Here is a 19,304-nt window from a genome sequence, read left to right on the forward strand (position 1 = left end):
CTACTTATGCTGTTCTTTCCTGATCGCTTCTACTGCTTCGTTAATCAAAGCTGGGCCTTTGTAAATAAAGCCGGTGTAGATTTGCACCAGTTTCGCCCCTGCCCGGATTTTCTCCGCCGCACTCTCGCCATCAGTGATACCGCCAACGCCAATAATAGGGATTCTCTCCCCCAACTCGGCGTGCAACCCCTGAATAACCCGTAAAGACGCCTCGCGCACCGGTGCACCACTCAAACCGCCAGCTTCCTGCTCGTGCTTGTGTCCTTGCACCGCTTCCCGGCTAATGGTGGTGTTTGTGGCGATCACACCATCCAGGCCTGCCTCGAGTAATGCCCCGGCAACAAAGCGAATGCCTGCATCATCCATATCCGGGGCAATCTTCACGGCCACCGGTACATAGCGACCAGTATTTTTTTCGCAGATCGCCTGTTCGTCTTTGATCGCATGCAGTAGCTGCTTCAGCGAGTCGCCGAACTGCAGATCACGCAGCCCCGGGGTATTCGGCGAGGACACGTTTACCGTGATGTAGTCGGCATGGGGGTAAACTGCGGCGATACCCTTGCGGTAGTCCTGTTCGGACTGCTCATTCGGGGTATCTTTGTTCTTGCCCACGTTAATGCCCAGGATACCGCGATAACGACGCTTCTCAACATTGCTCACCAGATGACCAAGGCCTTCATTATTAAAGCCCATGCGGTTGATGATGGCCTGGTGCTCGGGCAGGCGGAACATCCGCGGCTTGGGGTTGCCCGGCTGTGCCAAGGGTGTGACGGTGCCCACTTCAATGAACCCAAAACCCAGGGCTCCCAAGGCATCCAGGTGGTCAGCATTTTTGTCCAGGCCCGCGGCCAGGCCTACCGGGTTGGGGAACTCCAGCCCCATGATATTAATCGGGCACGGCTCCGGGCGCCTTGAAACAACATTGAGAATACCGGTTTTGTAGGCCAGATCCAGGCCACTGAGGGCGACATTATGGGCCTGTTCCGGGGGCAGCCGGAAAAGTAAATTGCGTAGAATGCTGTACATCTTGGAGCTCCTTGCCGAGGGGTGGCCGGAGTATACCGGAAGTTTTCCACACCATCCTCCCGAACCTTCAATACAACGTAAAAGCCCATGCCTCAGCGGTTGGCGAGGCTTTTCCACGGAATCTGTGGATAACTCTGTTGAAAATGCCGGGGCAAGCGTCTCGACCCCTTGATAACTGCGCCAGCCTACAAATTGATCATTTTTTAACCAGTTAAATTTTAACTAAAAATCAATAACTTAAAAAGACAAAATAACCATTTGACGACTTTAGTTACAAAGTGGTAGCGGGTAACGACTTTGTCATCATGTGCATAAATCGACCTGCGTTTCCCGATTAATTCTCCCCAAATTTTCCATTCCTGCCGCTATACTGGCTACCAACAGAATTATCGGAGCCTGAGCCATGGATCAGCCCCCAAAGGCCCATCTACGGACTGACAAGGACTTGCAACAGGAAAAGCACGCCGCCTCCCGGGTCACCATCATTGGCATGGTCCTGGATGCAGTCCTTGGTGTGATAAAAATTATTGGCGGCACTCTTTTTCATTCCCATGCTCTGGTGGTGGATGGCATCCACTCGTTTACCGACGTTGTTTCAGACTGGGTTGTTCTTGCAGTGATGCGACTGTCACGTAAAGGTCCGGATGATGACCACCCCTACGGACATCAGCGCATTGAGACGCTCGGCACACTTTTGCTGGGGAGCATACTGATTGCCGTGGGCGCTGCCCTTGCCTGGGAGAATATTCTGCGCCTGGTCTCTGGAGAGGATCTCGCGGTACCGGGCTGGCCGGTTCTGGTTGCTGCGGGGATATCGGTCGCTTCCAAAGAATGGATCTACCGTTATACCCGCCATGTGGGCATGAAAATTCGATCCGACCTGCTGATCGCAAACGCCTGGCACAGCCGGACAGACGCGTTTTCATCGGTCGTTGTTCTGGTTTCCACTGTCGGTGCAATGGTCGGATATGTTTGGCTGGATACCCTTGCCGCTGTGGTTATCTCCGGCATCATTATTCATATTGGCTGGAAATTCACCTGGGACAGCGTTAAGGAACTCGTCGATACCGGACTGTCTGCGGAGGATACCCGGGTGTTGCGTGCCATTGCCATGGACACAAACGGCGTGCGCAATGTTCACGAGCTACGCAGCCGGCGTATGGGTCACGACATACTACTGGATGTCCATCTGGTTGTTCGGCCTGAGATAAGCGTTTCTGAGGGACACCAGATCGGCATGAAGGTGGTTTCCGGCATGAGGGATGCCATCGATAATATCCGGGACATCAACTTTCATATCGATGCCGAGAACGACGAACACACACCGCATCAGACCGACCCGCATTTACCCAGCCGCGAGGATATCCGCCACCTGCTGTCGCAGCAGCTCGGTGAGCTGCCGCCGCACAGCCGGCTGAGACTGCATTACCTCAAAAACCGGGTTCATATCGAAGTCTTCCTGGACGAACAGCATCCGGCACCCGCGTTGACCACCGAAAGCGTCCGGGAGGTGCTGTCACCCTATCCCTGGTTTGGTTCAGTCCGGGTTTGGGTGTCCGCAAGCTGATCAAGCGCCGGTATTACCGGCGCCGGTTTTCTTCCATGCGGGACAGGAACTCCTGCATGACCAGGGTATAAAGCTCGCCACCCAGGAATTTGTCTTCCACCCCGGAATCGATACTGGGGTTGTCGTTAACTTCAATGACGGCCACCCGGTTACCGGCCTGTTTGATGTCCACCCCATACAATCCATTACCGATCAGTCGGGTGGAGTTCAGCGCCGCCTGAATGACATTCCGGGGCACCTCATAGGTGGGCATGGTTTCAAACCCGCCACTTTCCACCGCCGCGCCACCGTGTTGGTAGATCTGCCAGTGCCCCTTCACCATCATGTATTTGCAGGCATAGATGGCACGGCCGCCCAACACACCAATGCGCCAGTCGTAATCGGTGTAAAAATACTCCTGGGCCAACACCAGTGCTGATTGCTTGAACAGCTCTTTAAGGCCCGCCCTCAGCTCTTTCTCATCCTTGGCTTTGGCCACACCCCTTGAGAAGGCGCCGTCCGGAATCTTGATGACCACCGGAAAACCCAGCTCACTGACCACTTGATCAACCGCATCTTTCTGATCTTTGGACAGGATCAGTGTTTTTGGAGTTGGCACCTTGTTGTTCTTGAGCAGGTCCGCCAGGAACACTTTGTTGGTGCAACGCAGTATCGAGACCGGGTCATCAATAACCACCATGCCCTCAGCCTCTGCCTTGCGGGCAAACCGGTAGGTGTGGTGATCAATCGCGGTGGTTTCCCGAATGAACAGGCCATCGTATTCCGGCAACCGCATGTAGTCCCGACGGGTAATTCTCTCTACATTGATGCCCAGCTTTCGCCCTGCCCGCTCGAATCTTTTTAGGGCAGCCTCATCACTCGGGGGCATTTCCTCTTCCGGGTTCACCAGCATGGCCAGATCAAAACGATAGCGCCGACGCGTTCTCGGCTTACGCCAGATCATGCTGCTGAAACGATCCAGCGCTGCCGCAAACACGTCCTGTTCGCGCTCATCCAGATCGGCCGGGGCGGCCGGTTTCATGGATTCAATCTGCCATTGCTTGCGGTGGCGGAACACCACTTCCAGGATTGGGCAGGGAAAGCGCTCAAACAAGGCCCGGGCTACCGGCTTGAGATCCGCATGCTCCGCCTGGCCAAAATAGGTGCGAATGCGCACTTCGTGGGTGGCGTCCCGCTCATCAGTGGCCGGGTCGATTTCCCTGGCTTCCTGCTCCAGCCACTGAATGACGCTGTGATCCAGCTCCTCCAGCTCCAGCGAGAACAAGCCCTTGCGGCTCAAATCGTTCAAGGTCATCACCGAGGGCACCACATGGTGGCCCCGGGCCTCTGCCAACAAGGAGCAGTAATAACCCCGGCTCAGGTATTTCGCGCTCTGGCAAAGGTTGATCACGCGCACCCGGCTATTGGCGGGGGCAGAAAAATTCAGATACTGATCAAAGGTCAGTACATCCTCGCTGGGGTAATAGGGCGACCAGTCTTTGGCACGGTCCACAACGATTAACAAACGGGACATTAAAGGCGTTCCTCCCTGAAAGGTTCAGCCGGGTAATGGGCGCAACAATACGCCGCTGTGACGTCTGGTACAATCCAGGCTGGATGCGTGCTTTTACGCATGATCGCCCGCTATCGAAACCGACCTGTCTCTACCATAATAGCTGCGGTGGAAGTGCTCGCCAGCTTCTGCGATTTTCGCGACCGGGATTTGTTAACCATGCATGATGTTTTGCTTCGACAAGCAGTCGCCGACGATCTGACTGCCCTGGTGCAGTTGGAAAATCGTTGTTTTACCGAAGACCGTATTTCCCGACGCAGTTTCCGACGGTTTCTGGAAATGCCACGGGACCGCCTGATAGTGGCGGAGCAAGGCTCCGAGCTGGTGGGCTACTGCCTGGTACTGATGAATGCCGCCACCCGTTTGGCACGGATTTATTCAATCGCGGTATCGCCAACCGTGCGAGGCAGGGGCGTGGGCGAGCAATTGGTGCGGGAAGCGGAGAAGGAAGCCGTAGAGGCAGACCGCATCATCATGCGCCTGGAGGTTCGGGAAGATAACGCCGGCGCCATCAATCTATACAAACGATTGGGCTATCGCCAGTTCGGCACCTACCGGGACTATTACGAAGACCATGGCGATGCCCTGCGCTTCGAACGGCGTATTCTTTACTACGAACCTTCCCGGGAGTATCTCCCGGTACCCTATTACCCCCAAACCACCGAGTTTACCTGCGGCCCCTCTGCCCTGATCATGGCCATGGCCGCCCTGGACGAAGACCAGCAGCTGAACACCCTGGAAGAATTGAAGATCTGGCGAGAGGCCACGACGATCTTCATGCTCGCCGGTCACGGTGGCTGCGGGCCCCATGGCCTGGCCTTGTCAGCCTGGCACCGAGGCTTTGAGGCCAGCGCCTGGATCAGTCAGGAAGGCGCCCTGTTTAAGGATACCGTGCGTAACGACGATAAAAAGCGGGTACTGGAACTGGTGCATGAAGGCTTCCTGCACGACATTGGCCAGACCGGCATCCAGCTGCACCACGACCCACTGACCCTGGAAGCCATGGAAGCCGCCCTGCATGAGGGCCGCATCCCGGTCATCCTGATCAGTACCTGGCAGCTTAACCGCAGTCGTGTACCCCACTGGGTGACCGTATGCGCCATGGATGAAGACTTCGTGTACCTGCACGACCCGGAGATCGACACTGACGTGGACGAGACCGTGGCCGACAAACAATATTTGCCTGTCGACAAACGGGTATTTGGCAAGATGTCCAGCTACGGCCGCAACCAACCCTTGCAGGCGGCCGTGATCGTCGGGCCGAAACGGCCCTGATCAGCCGGTACGAATAGCCGCTTCCTTGAGTTCGGAGATCTGGTCCCGCAATCGCGCTGCGGTTTCGAAATCCAGGTCGGCGGCGGCCTTGTACATGTCATCCTCCAGGCGCGTCACTTCCTTCAGCAACTCTTCCGGAGAACGCTTGCCTGCCTTGACCATGTAACCTTCCGCCTCTTCCGCAGCCTTCTGGCCCGGGCGTTCCGCCTTGCGACGACCGCGTCCACCGCCGGTGGCTCCCTCCATGACATCGGCGATCTTCTTGTTCAGTCCTTTCGGCGTAATACCGTGCTCTTCGTTATGGGCCGTTTGCTTCGCTCGCCGGCGTTCGGTTTCGTCAATGGCCCGCTGCATGGAACCGGTGATGCGGTCCCCGTACAGAATGGCTTTACCATTGAGGTTACGGGCGGCACGGCCGATGGTCTGGATCAACGAGCGTTCGCTGCGCAGGAAGCCTTCCTTGTCTGCGTCCAGAATCGCCACCAGAGACACTTCCGGCATATCCAGGCCTTCCCGCAACAGGTTGATGCCTACCAGCACATCAAACTCGCCCCGGCGTAAATCCCGGATAATCTCGACGCGCTCCACGGTGTCGATGTCTGAGTGCAGATACCGAACGCGAATGTCGTGTTCCATAAGGAAATCGGTAAGGTCTTCGGCCATGCGCTTGGTCAGGGTAGTGACCAGCACCCGCTCCTCAACAGCCACCCGAGCGTGGATTTCCGAGAGCAGGTCATCCACCTGGGTAGACGCTGGCCGCACCTCGATCACCGGATCCAGCAGTCCGGTCGGCCGAACCACCTGCTCCACCACCTGGCCAGCGTGCTCCGCCTCATAGTTACCCGGCGTGGCCGAAACGAAGATCATCTGGGGTGCAATCCGCTCCCACTCCTCAAACCGCATGGGCCGGTTATCCAGTGCCGACGGCAGGCGAAAACCATACTCAACCAGCGTTTCCTTCCGGGACCGGTCACCTTTATACATGGCGCCAATCTGGGGAATGGTCACGTGGGACTCGTCTACCACCAGCAATGCGTTGGGCGGCAGGTAATCAAACAGGGTGGGTGGCGGCTCGCCAGGCGCCCGGCCGGACAGATAGCGGGAGTAGTTCTCGATGCCGTTGCAGTAACCCAGCTCCATCATCATTTCCATGTCGTAGCGGGTGCGCTCCTCAAGGCGCTGGGCCTCCACCAGCCGGTGGTTATCCCGCAACTGCTGCAAACGCACGTCCAGCTCCGCCCGGATATTCTCTACCGCATCCAGCACCTTCTGCCGGGGCGTCACATAGTGCGACTTCGGATAGATGGTTACCCGTGGCACACGGCGCAGTACCTCGCCGGTCAGCGGATCGAAGTAACTGAGGTTTTCCACTTCATCGTCAAACAACTCGATGCGAATGGCTTCCCGCTCCGATTCCGCCGGGAACACATCAATCACATCGCCCCGAACCCGGTAATTGGCGCGGTGGAACTCGATATCATTACGAGTGTACTGGAGCTCTGCCAGTCGGCGCAGAATCGAGCGCTGATCTATCTGATCACCCCGGTCCAGGTGCAGCATCATCTTCAGGTAAGATTCCGGATCACCCAAACCGTAGATGGACGACACCGTCGCCACGATGATCGCATCCGGCCGTTCCAGCAACGCCTTGGTGGCAGACAAACGCATTTGCTCAATGTGTTCATTGATGGAGGCATCTTTCTCAATGAAGGTGTCAGACGACGGCACATAGGCTTCCGGCTGATAGTAATCGTAGTAAGACACGAAATACTCCACCGCGTTATCCGGAAAGAACTCCTTGAACTCGCCGTACAACTGCGCCGCCAGGGTCTTGTTATGGGCCATGATGATGGTGGGCCGCTGCACGTCCTGGATCACATTGGCAATGGTGAACGTCTTGCCTGAGCCGGTCACCCCCAGCAACGTCTGGTGCGCCAGCCCGGAATGAATGCCATCCACCAGGCCGGCGATGGCCTTGGGCTGGTCACCGGCCGGCTGATATGGGGAATCAACTCGGAACACACCTTCACGGGAAGCGCTGGATGCTTTACTGGCCATAACTGGCGATTAACCTCCGGGTTCGGCGCCGGCCGCAATACGGCACAACCCCTACAAGAAATTTAGTGTTCTGGCTGCTTCATGATACCATCTGTGCGATCGACGGCTGGGAGAAAAACAGCCAGCACCTTTGGCTCCATAGTTGCCCGGCCGATCGCAGCCCATAAGACGCAGCTTTAAGGAGCTCAAGTTTGGACCTTCAACTTTCCAGCCGAGTACAGGCGATCAAGCCTTCCCCCACCCTCGCAGTCACCAACAAAGCCGCAGAACTCCGCGCGGCCGGCCAGGATATTATCGGCCTGGGTGCTGGCGAGCCGGACTTCGACACCCCCGAGCACATCAAACAGGCAGCCATTGAAGCCATTAACAACGGCCAGACCAAGTACACCGCCGTTGATGGTACGCCGGCCCTGAAGAAAGCGATTATTGCGAAGTTCAAACGGGACAACGGCCTGGATTATGAAGCCAACCAGATCCTGGTAAGCAGTGGTGGCAAACAGAGCTTTTTCAACCTCGCCCTCGCCACATTGAACCCGGGCGACGAAGCCATTATCCCCGCGCCTTACTGGGTTTCCTACCCGGACATGGTGCTGGTGGCTGAAGGCAAGCCGGTGATTATTGAAACCTCTGCCGAGACCCGCTTCAAGATCACCCCCGAGCAGCTGGAAAACACCATCACCGAGCGCACCCGCCTGTTTGTGATCAACAGCCCCTCCAACCCCAGCGGCATGGCTTACACCCTGGAAGAGCTGCAGGCGATTGGCGAGGTGCTGAAAAAGCACCCGAACATCATGATTGCCACCGACGACATGTACGAGCCGATCCTGTGGACTGGCAAGCCGTTCTGCAACATCCTGAACGCGTGCCCGGAGCTGTATGACCGCACCTTCGTACTGAACGGCGTGTCCAAGGCCTACTCCATGACTGGCTGGCGTATCGGCTACGCCGCAGGCCCGGCGAAGATCATCGGCGCCATGAAGAAAATCCAGTCCCAGAGCACCTCCAACCCGGCCTCAATCTCCCAGGCCGCCGCCCAGGCAGCCCTGGACGGCCCGCAGGAGTGCGTGGGCGAGATGGTCAAGGCGTTCAAGGAACGCCACGACTGGCTGGTAGCCGCCCTGAACAAGTTGCCTGGCGTTGAGTGCCTGAATGGCGACGGCACCTTCTATGTGTTCCCAAGCTTCCAGGGCGCGATCGATGCCACTGACGGCGTGAACACAGACGTTGAGTTTGCCGAGAAGCTGCTGACCGAAGCGGGCGTTGCCCTGGTTCCGGGTTCTGCTTTTGGCAGCCCTGGCCACATGCGTCTGAGCTTTGCGACCAGCATGGATAACCTGCAGAAGGCCATTGAGCGTTTGCAGAAGGCGCTTGGCTAAAAATTTTTAGTCAGAGGGTTGACGAGGCGGTATAGCCAACTTAATATACGCGCCTCGTCACATGACGACGTTCCCCGATAGCTCAGTTGGTAGAGCAACGGACTGTTAATCCGTTTGTCCCTGGTTCGAGCCCAGGTCGGGGAGCCACTATTCCGAAAGCCCGCTAGTTCTTTGAATTAGCGGGCTTTTTTGTTTGCTCTCGTTTGTTTCTATTGCCTGCAACTTTTGGCGGTTTTGCCGGACTCCTGCCCTAGCCTGCTTGTTTTGGTGGGGTGTCAGGGTGGGATAACCTTTCCAAAAAACGCTACGAGCACATCCATGTGCGCTTCGCTCCGGCCATCCATGGCCTACGAGATTTTTGGAAAGGTTATCCCACCCTGACACTCAGCGAGCGCAAGTATAGGCAATTAAGAATCGGGAATCTGGGAATGGAAAAAAGCTGTTACCACTGAAAAGAATCCGGAAAGCTCCTTCAACGCACTTTGACTACACCTCCATTTGCCTGAAGGGCGCGGATGGGTGTCCCTCCCGAAAATCTCGGAGGCCATGGATGGCCGGAGCGAAGCGCACATGGGTGAGGCAAGTGTTTATGAAGCAAAGCTTCATGCGCCGCCGAACGACAGCAATCTATGATTGCTGGCTGGACCCGCTTGCGGGTGCTCGTAGCGTTTTTCGGGAGGGACCCCCATCCGTGCCCTGCCCGTCAACCGGGCAGGCTAGGGACAGAGGCCACACCAAAGCACGAAAGTCAGGCCGAAACCACCTCAGCGTGAATAGCCTCCAAGGCGGCCAGAGGATCGGGCGCCTGGGTAATCGGGCGGCCGATGACGAGGTAGTCGGAGCCGGCTTTGAGGGCATCGGTTGGGGTCATGATGCGTTGTTGGTCGCCTTTGTCGGCGGTCAGCGGGCGGATTCCCGGGGTGATTAGCTGGAAGTCGGCGCCCTGCTCTGCTTTCAGTCTGGGGGCCTCCTGGGCGGAGCAGACGACGCCATCCAGGCCGCAGTTTTTCGTCAGGGTGGCCAGGCGGGAAACGTGAGCTTCTGCAGAACCGGTGATGCCGATACCGGCCAGGTCCGCATCGGACATACTGGTCAGCACCGTGACGGCGATCAGCAGCGGCTTGTCCGCCCCGAACGACTCCAGGCGCTCCCGGCAGGCGACCATCATCTTTTCACCGCCCGAGGCATGCACATTCACCATCCACACACCCAGGTCCGCTGCTGCAGCAACCGCCGCGGAAGTGGTGTTCGGGATGTCGTGGAATTTCAGATCCAGGAACACGTCAAAGCCCCTGCCCTGCAGTGACTTGACCAACTCCGGGCCGGAACGGGTGAACAGTTCCTTGCCTACCTTCAGCCGGCACTTGGCGGGGTCCAGCTGATCAGCCAGCGCCAAAGCAGGGTTTTGGGAGGGGAAGTCCAGGGCGACGATGATTTTCGGGTCATTAAGGTTTCGCACGGTCAGATTCCGGTTCAAAAGGTTAAATCATTATTCGGCTTCAACGCCCTGGATGGGACGCACCGTTTCCCACTGCTTACAGCTCGGGCAAAGCCAGTGAAGCTGCTGGCCTGAGAAACCGCAACTAACGCAACGGTAAACCGGCCGGTTGGCGAGTATCAGGTGGCCAATACGGCTGACAAGGCGGCCTTCGTCTGTGGTCATGCCTTTTTCATAGCCGGCCATTTCCACCAGCCGGAGCAGGCCACGAACAGAAGGCCGAATTTCCAGCTCCTGCCGGAGCAGATCAATAGCAGCAGGGCGACCAAAGGAACGCTCCACCGATTCCACCAGCGCCAGCAATAAACTGGTACTCGGATACTGTTCATAGAGTTTGCGGAGTTTTTTGACCAGCCTGCCTACATCACCGTGTTCCCGCTCGAGCTTCATCAGGCGGTCGATGGCCTCCGGACCAAACTCCGGGTTCTGATCAAACACCTTCAGGCTTTGATTGCCCGCTTCCCGGAAGTTGCCCTGGCGGATCTGCTGCTTCATCAGCAACAGCGTCGCCCGAACACAGGAGCGGTCGTAGTCGAGGGCTTCTTTGGCCAGTTTCTGGGCAGTCCAGCGATCGTCTTTGGCCAGGGCCGCATCGGACAACTCGCAGGTAATGTACGCCAGTGTTTTGACCATCGCAGGATCTGCGTCGCTTCGGGTAAGGGTCTGCGCCACCTGGGCAGCCTTTTCCCACTCCCGCTCCTGCTGATACAGCTCAATCAAGGCCGTGGCTGCCCGGCGACCATACTCCCTGTCACCCATCAACTGGTGCAGCAGGGCTTCCGCCCGATCGTGGAGGCCGGCATTGAGATAATCCATTGCCAGCTCCAGGGTAACCTGGGGCGTATAGCGCGCCGGCAGTTCGGGCCGGGCCAGCAGGTTTTGGTGGATCAGAATGGCGCGATCGGTTTCGCCCTTATTGCGGAAATGGCTCCCGATAGATAAATGCAGGCTAACGGTATCTTTATTGACGGCCAGGGACTGCACAAAGTTGTCGACAGCCTGGTCAGAGTAGTTGGTAAACAGAAATTGCAGACGGTCACGAACGGAATCTTCATCGGAAATGGCCCGGGAGCGGCGCTTGCCCTGGCTACCAAACCTGCCGACCACCCAGCCGGCAGCGACCGCTACCGTCAGAAGCAGCCACTGTAGAACTATTTCCATCAAATTGCCCGGTCGTTCTGTGCCCTGGATTTCTCTAACGCGTGCTCAGCACGCTCGAGCCTTTTCTTGAGAGTCCGCCGGGACACCGACGTACGGAATGTAGCCAGTAAGGTAATCAACACCCCTACAAGGGCGCCAATCACAAACGACATGATAATCCAGACGGCAACACCATGGGGCTGCGTTTCAAACAACAGGAAGTTGAGCGAAACGGCCATCTGATTGTTCAGAGAAAACACCAGCGCCAGGAGTATCAGAACCAGAACCAGAACGGTGATTAGGATCTTCTGCAGTCCTGCCATGTCAATATCTCTCCAGACGGGCGCCAGGCCCGATAGTGCGGTGTTCCATCAGCATTGCCTGGAACCGGGTTTAAAAACCCTTCTTCAAGCTGTCATTCACCTGCTCACGCAATTCTTTGCCGGGCTTGAAGTGCGGAACATACTTGGCAGGCAGCTGCACCGCTTCACCAGTTTTCGGATTACGCCCGGTTCGGGCTGCCCGGTGGTGCAGGGAAAAGCTGCCAAATCCCCTGATTTCAATACGCTGACCATCGGCAAGGGCCTGAGACATATGCTCGATGATGGTCTTAACCGCTAACTCCACATCCTTGACGGAGAGCTGTGTTTGCTTGGAGGCAATCAGTTCAACCAGTTCGGACTTCGTCATGAGGCGTTTCCCTCTGTCATTATTATTCCGCAGTCAATTACCGGGTCCCAGTGCCTCTAGTTTAGCCAAACCAGAAAAAAACACAAAAAAAACGGGCTCTTAGAGCCCGTTTTTTTGATGCCAACCGGAAAATTAATCCTTATTGGCGTTTTGCTGCTGCATCTGCTCTTTGATCAGATCACCGATGGTGGTCGCACCAGAGGATTCTGCAGTCTTGCTACGTACGTTTTCCAGAGCCTGCTTGTCGTCTTCAACGTCTTTGGACTTGACAGACAGGTTGATTACGCGGTTCTTGCGATCGATGCTGATGATCTTCGCTTCAACTTCTTCGCCTTCTTTCAGAACGTTACGCGCGTCTTCAACGCGGTCACGGCTGATTTCAGAAGCCTTCAGTACCGCCTCAACTTCCTCGTTCAGGGCAATGGTAGCGCCTTTGGCGTCTACTGCAGAAACAGTACCCTTAACGATGGAGCCCTTGTCGTTCAGCTGAACGAACTCGGCGAACGGATCGCTTTCCAGCTGCTTGATACCCAGGGAGATGCGCTCGCGCTCTGGATCAACAGACAGGATAACGGTTTCAACTTCGTCGCCTTTCTTGTACTCGCGAACGGCTTCTTCGCCAGTCTCGTTCCAGCTGATGTCAGACAGGTGAACCAGACCGTCGATGCCACCGTCCAGGCCGATGAAGATACCGAAGTCAGTGATTGACTTGATCTTACCGGAGATACGGTCGCCCTTGTTGAACTTGCCGGAGAAGTCTTCCCACGGGTTGGCAACGCACTGCTTGATGCCCAGGGAAATACGACGACGCTCTTCGTCGATATCCAGGATCATCACTTCAACTTCGTCGCCTACCTGAACAACCTTGGACGGATGGATGTTCTTGTTGGTCCAATCCATTTCGGATACGTGAACCAGACCTTCAACACCCTCTTCCAGCTCGGCAAAGCAACCGTAGTCAGTCAGGTTGGTGACGCGTGCAGTAACCTTGGCACCTTCAGGGTAACGGGCCTTGATTTCTACCCACGGATCTTCACCCAGCTGCTTCAGACCCAGAGATACGCGGTTACGCTCGCGATCAAACTTCAGGACCTTAACATTGATTTCGTCGCCCACATTCACGATTTCGCTCGGATGCTTGATGCGCTTCCAGGCCATGTCAGTGATGTGCAGCAGGCCGTCAACACCGCCCAGATCTACGAACGCGCCGTAGTCGGTCAGGTTCTTGACGATACCCTTGATTTCCAGACCTTCGGTCAGGGTTTCCAGCAGAGCTTCGCGCTGCTCGCTGTTTTCAGCTTCCAGAACGGCGCGGCGGGAAACAACCACGTTGTTACGCTTCTGGTCCAGCTTGATAACCTTGAATTCGAGTTCTTTGTTCTCCAGGTGCGCAGTGTCGCGAACCGGACGAACGTCTACCAGGGAACCCGGCAGGAAGGCACGGATGCCAGCCAGATCAACAGTGAAACCACCTTTGACCTTGCCATTGATAATACCCTTGACCACTTCTTCCGCTTCGAAGGACTTCTCAAGTACCTTCCAGGCTTCAGCGCGCTTGGCCTTCTCACGGGACAGACGGGTTTCACCGAAACCGTCTTCAACTGCATCGAGAGCCACATCGACAACGTCGCCGATAGCTACTTCCAACTCGCCTTTTTCGTTCAGGAACTGGGAGGCGGGGATAACGCCTTCGGACTTCAGTCCGGCGTTAACGGTGACCCAGTCGTTATCGACGTCTACAACGGTTCCCTGAACAATGGAACCTGGTTGCATATCGATTTCTTTCAAACTTTCTTCGAAAAGATCCGCAAAGCTCTCGCTCATTATGTGCCCTATATGATCAACGCAAGTGTGCTCCGTGCCGCCAGCAACACGGTCTGTTAACGATTTCCGGAATCAGCCAGCGGCTGGCAATTTAGCGCTGTTTCCGGCATTCCAACAACAAAAAGGTGTAGTCAGGCCTGACCTGCTGCGGCCATACACCTGTCTAACACCTCTTCTATACTCAAACCCGTAGAATCAATGACTTGCGCATCATCCGCAGGCTTGAGAGGGGCCGCTGACCGGTTCATATCCCGATCGTCGCGCACCCGTATCTCTTCCAAAAGGGCGTCAATGTTAACATCGACCCCTGCTTGCTTCAACTGATTATAACGGCGCCGCGCCCGCTCCTCGGCACTGGCGGTCAGGAATATCTTTACCGGCGCATCGGGGAAAACCACCGTCCCCATATCCCGACCATCTGCCACCAGCCCGGGCAGCTGCCGAAAATCCCGCTGGCGCTGCAACAGGGCATCTCGCACCGGCTGTATCACCGCCACCTTTGAGGCATTGTCGCCACAGGTTTCAGTGCGGATTTCCGAGGTTACGTCCTCACCTGCCAGCACCACCTTGACCGGGTGGCCTTCGCCGGTGGGCTCGAAAGCCACATCCAGGGTAGCCGCCACCTTTACCAGACCGGCTTCGTCATTCAATGCCACGCCCTGTCGCATAGCCGCCAATGCCGTCAACCGATAAAGTGCCCCGCTGTCGAGCAGATGCCAGCCAAGCTTTCTGGCCAGCATCTGAGTGATGGTACCTTTACCGGAACCTCCGGGACCATCAACGGCGATTACCGGTGCCTTGCTTTGGGTCATTAAAACTCGCCTTCTGTACTGATTTGAATGCCAGTCTGTTTGGCCAGGTCAACAAAGCCCGGAAACGACGTAGCCACATTTGCACAATCGTTGATGCGGATAGGGCCAGTGGCTCGCAGAGAGGCAACGGCGAACGACATGGAGATCCGGTGATCTTCATGGCTTTCAACCGTGCCGCCACCAATGGTCTGGCCGCCTTCGATGACAATGCCATCCGGGGTGACCGTGGTTTCAACACCCAGAGCCGCAAGCCCGTCCGCCATGACCTGAATCCGGTCACTCTCTTTTACCCGAAGTTCTTCGGCCCCGCGCAACACGGTGCGGCCCTTGGCGCAGGTTGCAGCAATAAACAGCACCGGGAATTCGTCGATCGCCAGCGGCACCTGGTCTTCCGGAATATCAATACCGCGCAGCTCTGCGGACCGAACACGCAGGTCAGCCACAGGCTCACCGCCAATCACCCGCTCTTCGAGCACCTCAATGTTGGCGCCCATCTGGCGAAGGATATTGATCACCCCTACCCGTGTCGGATTCATGCCAACATGGCGCAGGGTCAGGTCGGAATCCGGGGCGATACTCGCCGCCACAAGGAAGAATGCCGCTGAGGAAATATCCGCCGGCACGTCAATGGCGCAGGCTGTCAGCTTGCCACCACCGGTGACGCTGGCTGTGGCTCCATCACGGTGAACGTGGTAACCGAAGCCCTCCAGCATTCGTTCGGTATGGTCACGGGTCGGTGCGGGTTCCGTTACCGACGTCACGCCTTCGGCGTACAGGCCCGCCAGCAGCAGGCAGGATTTGACCTGGGCACTGGCAACCGGCATTTCATAGTGGATACCGGTCAACGGGTTACCGCCGCGGATCCTGAGCGGTGGGCGACCGCCCTCGGCGGTATCAATCACCGCACCCATCGCACGCAGCGGGTCAGCAACCCGGCCCATTGGGCGCTTGGACAAGCTGGCATCGCCGGTTAACTCGGAGTCAAACGGCTGTGCCGCCAGCAGGCCAGAGAACAGGCGCATAGCCGTACCGGAGTTACCCAGGTACAGAGGGCCGCGCGGTGCCTGGAGCCCGTGCATACCCACGCCATGAATGCGCACGAAGCCGTCTTCCGGGCCCTCAATGGTTACGCCCATATCCCTGAATGCCTGCAAGGTGGCCAGGCTGTCTTCGCCTTCCAGAAAGCCCTTCACCTCGGTAATACCTTCAGCCAGGGCGCCCAGCATGATCGACCGGTGCGACATGGATTTGTCACCCGGAACCCGAATGTCACCCCGAACGGAACCGCCGGGCTGCATAGAAAAAATAACCTGCTTGTCGGTATTGTTAGTCACGTAAGCCTGTCCTGAAAGCATCTTCGAAAAATGTTCCCGCGCCGCTTTGGCGCGACTGAAAACCCGCAGCAGGGTTGCTCCATCGCCGTTGGCAATGGCTGCCCTGAGCTGATCCAGGTCTTGGGTGAAATGGTCAATCACGCGCAACACGGCATCGCGGTTTGACAAAAAAATGTCATGCCACATTACCGGATCACTGGCGGCAATGCGGGTGAAGTCCCTGAAGCCACCGGCGGCGTACCGGAAAATGTCCATATTCTCGTCTTCGCCCGCCAGGGTGTCCACCAGGGAAAAAGCAATGAGATGGGGCAAATGGCTGGTGGCAGCCAACACTTCGTCGTGATACGCCACCGACATGGTCAGGACCGTTGCACCGGTGCCCTCCCACAGCGCCGCAAGCCCGGAAAGCGCTGCGGCATCGGCATCGTCGGCCGGGGTCAGAATGACTTTGTGATTGGCGAACAGGTCCGGGTTGGCCGCCCGGATACCACTTTTCTCGGAACCGGCAATCGGATGCCCGGGGATCACTCTTGGCGACAGGTTGCCGAATACGGCTTTAACATCTGCGACGAAACTGGACTTGGTGCTGCCGACATCGGTCAAAACCGCGTCACTCGCCAGCCAGGGCCTTATCTGTTCAAGCACCACCCGCGTTGCCCGTACCGGCACGGCCAGGACCACCAGATCACTCCCTCGCACCGCCTGTTCGAGCGTGGTCGCTGCCTGGTCAATAACACCGAGGTCCACGCCCAGTGCCGCGTCTTCCGGTTTTTGATCAAAGCCCACGACAACCCGCGCCAGGTTGTGGCTGCGAATGGCGCTGGCCAGGGAACCACCTATCAGCCCAAGGCCAATGACAGCAACACGCTGAAAAAGAGGCTGGTTATCAGCCACCTCAACCCCCCTGCCCGGCAGCCGCCAGGGACTGGGACAAGGCATCCAGGAATCGCTCGTTTTCCTCTGGGAGCCCCACCGACACCCGCAGGTGATACGGCATGCCATAGCCGGCGATCGGGCGAACAATCACACCATGAGACAGCAGCGCCTGATAGATTCCCTGGGCCTGATCGCCCACTTCAACGGCAATAAAATTACCCGCAGACGGAATATAAGGCAGGCCCATTAATTCAAAGGCTTCCGATAACTGACGCAGGCCAGCCTCATTCACTTCCCGGGAACGATTTAGATAGGCTTCATCCTGCAAAACCGCAGTGGCCGCCGCAAGGGCGACCGAGTCAACATTAAACGGCTGCCGCACCCGGTTCAGGATATCAGCAATGGCCGTCGAGCTGATGGCATAGCCAACCCGCAAAGCTGCAAGCCCCCAGGCTTTGGAGAACGTGCGGCAAACAATCAGATTAGGATAACGCTCAAGCAGTTTGATGCCGTCCGGGTATTCACTACCGGTCAGATACTCGCAGTAGGCTTCATCCAGAACCACCAATACCCGCTCCGGAATTTGATCCAGAAATGCCTCAATCGCCTTCGCCGTGTGCACGGTACCGGTAGGATTGTTGGGGTTGGCCACGAACACCAGCTTGGTGCGTTCGGTCACCGCGGCCGCCATGGCGTCCAGATCGTGCCCCCACTCTTTGGCGGGAACCGGCACCCCTTTGGCACCAATGGCCTGGGTAACGATGGGATAAACCGCAAAGGCATATTGGGAAAACACCACTTCACTATCGGTGTCGGCAAAACAGCGGGCAATCACCTCGAGCACATCATTAGAGCCGTTACCCAGGGTAATCTGATCCATACCCACGCCAAACCGGTTGGCCAGTGCCTGTTTCAGCTCAAAGCCGTTGCCGTCCGGGTACAGGCAAAGTTCTTCCAGCGCTTTACGAGCGGCCGCCAGGGCCTTCTCGCTGGGCCCCAGAGGGTTCTCGTTGCTGGCCAGCTTGATGATCTCCGCGGGATTCAACCCCAGTTCCCGGGCAAGCTCCTCAATGGGCTTACCGGGCTGATACGGAGACAGAGCCTGAACACCTTTTACCGCAAGACTCTGGTAATCCACTGCCATTCAACTTTCCTCCCGTTGAGGTCTGTTCAGGAATCAAAGCACGCCGATGGGATAGGAGCCCAGGCGCTTCAGCTCCACGGCTTCCTGGTCGATTTCTGACAACACTTTCTTTACCTGCTCATCTTCCACGTGCCCCTCGAAATCGATGTAGAACACATAGGCCCAGGTACCACTGGGCGATGGCCGGGTTTCGATGCGAGTCAAGCTGATGCCATGGCGATGGAAAGGCTCCAGCACCGCATACAGGGCGCCAGGCTTGTTGCGCATGGACACCAGTACGGATGACTTGTCCTGGCCGCTGGCCGGCACCTCTTCGCGCCCGATAATAAGGAAGCGGGTGGTGTTGTCCGGGCGGTCCTCAATGCTGTTGGACAGCTTTTCCAACCCGTACAGCTCTGCGGCCATATCACCAGCAATCGCAGCGGAGCCGGGCTCTTCCGCCGCCCGGCGGGCCGCTTCCGCATTGCTGGACACGGTGATTCGCTCAATGCCGTAGCGGTGCGTATCCAGCCACTGGCGGCACTGGGCAAACGACTGCTGATGGGAATAGATGCGAGTAATGTCCTGGTCTTTGTGTTTGGGCGAGACCAGCAAATGGTGGTGTATGCGCAGCTGCACCTCACCGCAAATCTTCAACGGCGAGGAAATAAACATATCCAGCGTGTGGTTGACCATGCCTTCGGTGGAGTTCTCCACCGGCACCACACCGTATTGGGCCGCACCGGATTCCACTTCGCGGAACACTGCGTCGATGGCTGGCAGCGGAACGCTGATAACCGAATGGCCAAAGTGTTTGAGCGCCGCCGCCTGGGTAAAGGTGCCCAAGGGCCCCAGGAACGCGATGTGCATCGGCTTCTCCAGGGCCAGGCAGGCAGACATGATCTCCCGGAACAATCGGGCCATCTCTTCCGCTGGCAGTGGGCCGGGATTCTGTTCCTTAATGCGGCGCAGCACCTGGGCTTCCCGTTCGGGACGGTAGAAGAACACGTCCTGGCCAGGATTGGCAGCCATCTTCACATTGGCCACTTCCTGGGCACACTTGGCGCGAGCGCTGATCAACTGCATGATCTGTTGATCAAGACTGTCTATTTCGTCCCGCAGTTCGCCCAGGCGGGTCTTCTCATCCGTCATG

At 57.1% G+C, this 19,304-nt stretch carries 15 protein-coding genes and 1 tRNA gene; 4 read left to right on the forward strand and 12 right to left on the reverse strand.

What is annotated here, in order from left to right; all coding sequences use genetic code 11:
* Positions 1-1,026, reverse strand: coding sequence for a quinone-dependent dihydroorotate dehydrogenase (locus FIV08_RS10990; RefSeq protein ID WP_152438331.1), 1,026 nt, complete (start codon positions 1,024-1,026; stop codon positions 1-3).
* A gap of 403 nt (positions 1,027-1,429) precedes the next feature.
* On the opposite strand from FIV08_RS10990, the gene FIV08_RS10995 reads away from it, so the two are divergent.
* Positions 1,430-2,593 carry a cation diffusion facilitator family transporter gene (locus FIV08_RS10995; protein ID WP_152438332.1) on the forward strand — a complete coding sequence of 388 codons (1,164 nt, stop codon included), beginning with the start codon at positions 1,430-1,432 and terminating at the stop codon, positions 2,591-2,593.
* 13 nt (positions 2,594-2,606) lie between these two features.
* On the opposite strand, the gene FIV08_RS11000 is transcribed toward FIV08_RS10995, so the two are convergent.
* Positions 2,607-4,106 (reverse strand): RimK family protein, encoded by a 1,500-nt coding sequence (locus FIV08_RS11000; RefSeq protein ID WP_138437592.1) that lies wholly within the window; start codon positions 4,104-4,106, stop codon positions 2,607-2,609.
* A gap of 198 nt (positions 4,107-4,304) precedes the next feature.
* Between FIV08_RS11000 and rimI the strand changes: the two genes are divergently transcribed.
* Positions 4,305-5,420: a ribosomal protein S18-alanine N-acetyltransferase gene (gene rimI, locus FIV08_RS11005; protein WP_152439644.1), complete on the forward strand. Its 1,116-nt coding sequence runs from the start codon at positions 4,305-4,307 to the stop codon at positions 5,418-5,420.
* Here rimI and uvrB read toward each other — a convergent pair whose 3' ends face one another.
* The gene (gene uvrB / locus FIV08_RS11010) at positions 5,421-7,478 is read right to left on the reverse strand and encodes an excinuclease ABC subunit UvrB (protein ID WP_058090546.1); all 2,058 of its coding nucleotides are present in this window, start codon (positions 7,476-7,478) and stop codon (positions 5,421-5,423) included.
* A gap of 191 nt (positions 7,479-7,669) precedes the next feature.
* Here uvrB and FIV08_RS11015 point away from each other — a divergent pair, with 191 nt between their 5' ends.
* Both FIV08_RS11015 and FIV08_RS11020 read left to right on the forward strand, forming a co-directional pair.
* Entirely contained in the window at positions 7,670-8,854 is a 1,185-nt protein-coding gene (locus tag FIV08_RS11015; RefSeq protein ID WP_152438333.1) for a pyridoxal phosphate-dependent aminotransferase, read from the forward strand.
* A gap of 71 nt (positions 8,855-8,925) precedes the next feature.
* A tRNA-Asn gene (locus FIV08_RS11020) sits at positions 8,926-9,001 on the forward strand.
* A gap of 601 nt (positions 9,002-9,602) precedes the next feature.
* On the opposite strand, the gene pyrF is transcribed toward FIV08_RS11020, so the two are convergent.
* The 9 genes from pyrF to pheA all read right to left on the reverse strand — a co-directional run bounded on the left by pyrF (position 9,603) and on the right by pheA (position 19,303).
* A complete protein-coding gene (pyrF, locus tag FIV08_RS11025) occupies positions 9,603-10,313 on the reverse strand; it encodes an orotidine-5'-phosphate decarboxylase (protein ID WP_152438334.1) in 711 nt (236 codons plus the stop codon).
* 30 nt (positions 10,314-10,343) lie between these two features.
* Positions 10,344-11,513: a lipopolysaccharide assembly protein LapB gene (lapB, locus tag FIV08_RS11030; protein ID WP_072677099.1), complete on the reverse strand. Its 1,170-nt coding sequence runs from the start codon at positions 11,511-11,513 to the stop codon at positions 10,344-10,346.
* On the reverse strand, positions 11,513-11,815 hold the full coding sequence (locus tag FIV08_RS11035; RefSeq protein ID WP_061332743.1) for a LapA family protein: 303 nt from the start codon (positions 11,813-11,815) through the stop codon (positions 11,513-11,515). The genes lapB and FIV08_RS11035 overlap by 1 nt, the downstream gene beginning before the upstream one ends.
* 70 nt (positions 11,816-11,885) lie before the next feature.
* The gene (locus tag FIV08_RS11040; RefSeq protein ID WP_058090541.1) at positions 11,886-12,182 is read right to left on the reverse strand and encodes an integration host factor subunit beta; all 297 of its coding nucleotides are present in this window, start codon (positions 12,180-12,182) and stop codon (positions 11,886-11,888) included.
* A gap of 132 nt (positions 12,183-12,314) precedes the next feature.
* Positions 12,315-14,006, reverse strand: coding sequence for a 30S ribosomal protein S1 (rpsA, locus tag FIV08_RS11045; RefSeq protein WP_058090540.1), 1,692 nt, complete (start codon positions 14,004-14,006; stop codon positions 12,315-12,317).
* A gap of 131 nt (positions 14,007-14,137) precedes the next feature.
* The gene (cmk, locus tag FIV08_RS11050) at positions 14,138-14,818 is read right to left on the reverse strand and encodes a (d)CMP kinase (protein WP_061332741.1); all 681 of its coding nucleotides are present in this window, start codon (positions 14,816-14,818) and stop codon (positions 14,138-14,140) included.
* On the reverse strand, positions 14,818-17,046 hold the full coding sequence (locus FIV08_RS11055; RefSeq protein ID WP_152438335.1) for a bifunctional prephenate dehydrogenase/3-phosphoshikimate 1-carboxyvinyltransferase: 2,229 nt from the start codon (positions 17,044-17,046) through the stop codon (positions 14,818-14,820). The genes cmk and FIV08_RS11055 overlap by 1 nt, the downstream gene beginning before the upstream one ends.
* A 1-nt stretch (position 17,047) precedes the next feature.
* The gene (gene hisC / locus FIV08_RS11060; protein WP_152438336.1) at positions 17,048-18,172 is read right to left on the reverse strand and encodes a histidinol-phosphate transaminase; all 1,125 of its coding nucleotides are present in this window, start codon (positions 18,170-18,172) and stop codon (positions 17,048-17,050) included.
* A 33-nt stretch (positions 18,173-18,205) separates the two neighbouring features.
* Positions 18,206-19,303 carry a prephenate dehydratase gene (pheA, locus tag FIV08_RS11065; protein ID WP_072677094.1) on the reverse strand — a complete coding sequence of 366 codons (1,098 nt, stop codon included), beginning with the start codon at positions 19,301-19,303 and terminating at the stop codon, positions 18,206-18,208.
* Between the last annotated feature and the right edge of the window lies 1 nt (position 19,304).

The organism is Marinobacter sp. THAF197a (genome assembly GCF_009363275.1).
Classification (GTDB): domain Bacteria; phylum Pseudomonadota; class Gammaproteobacteria; order Pseudomonadales; family Oleiphilaceae; genus Marinobacter.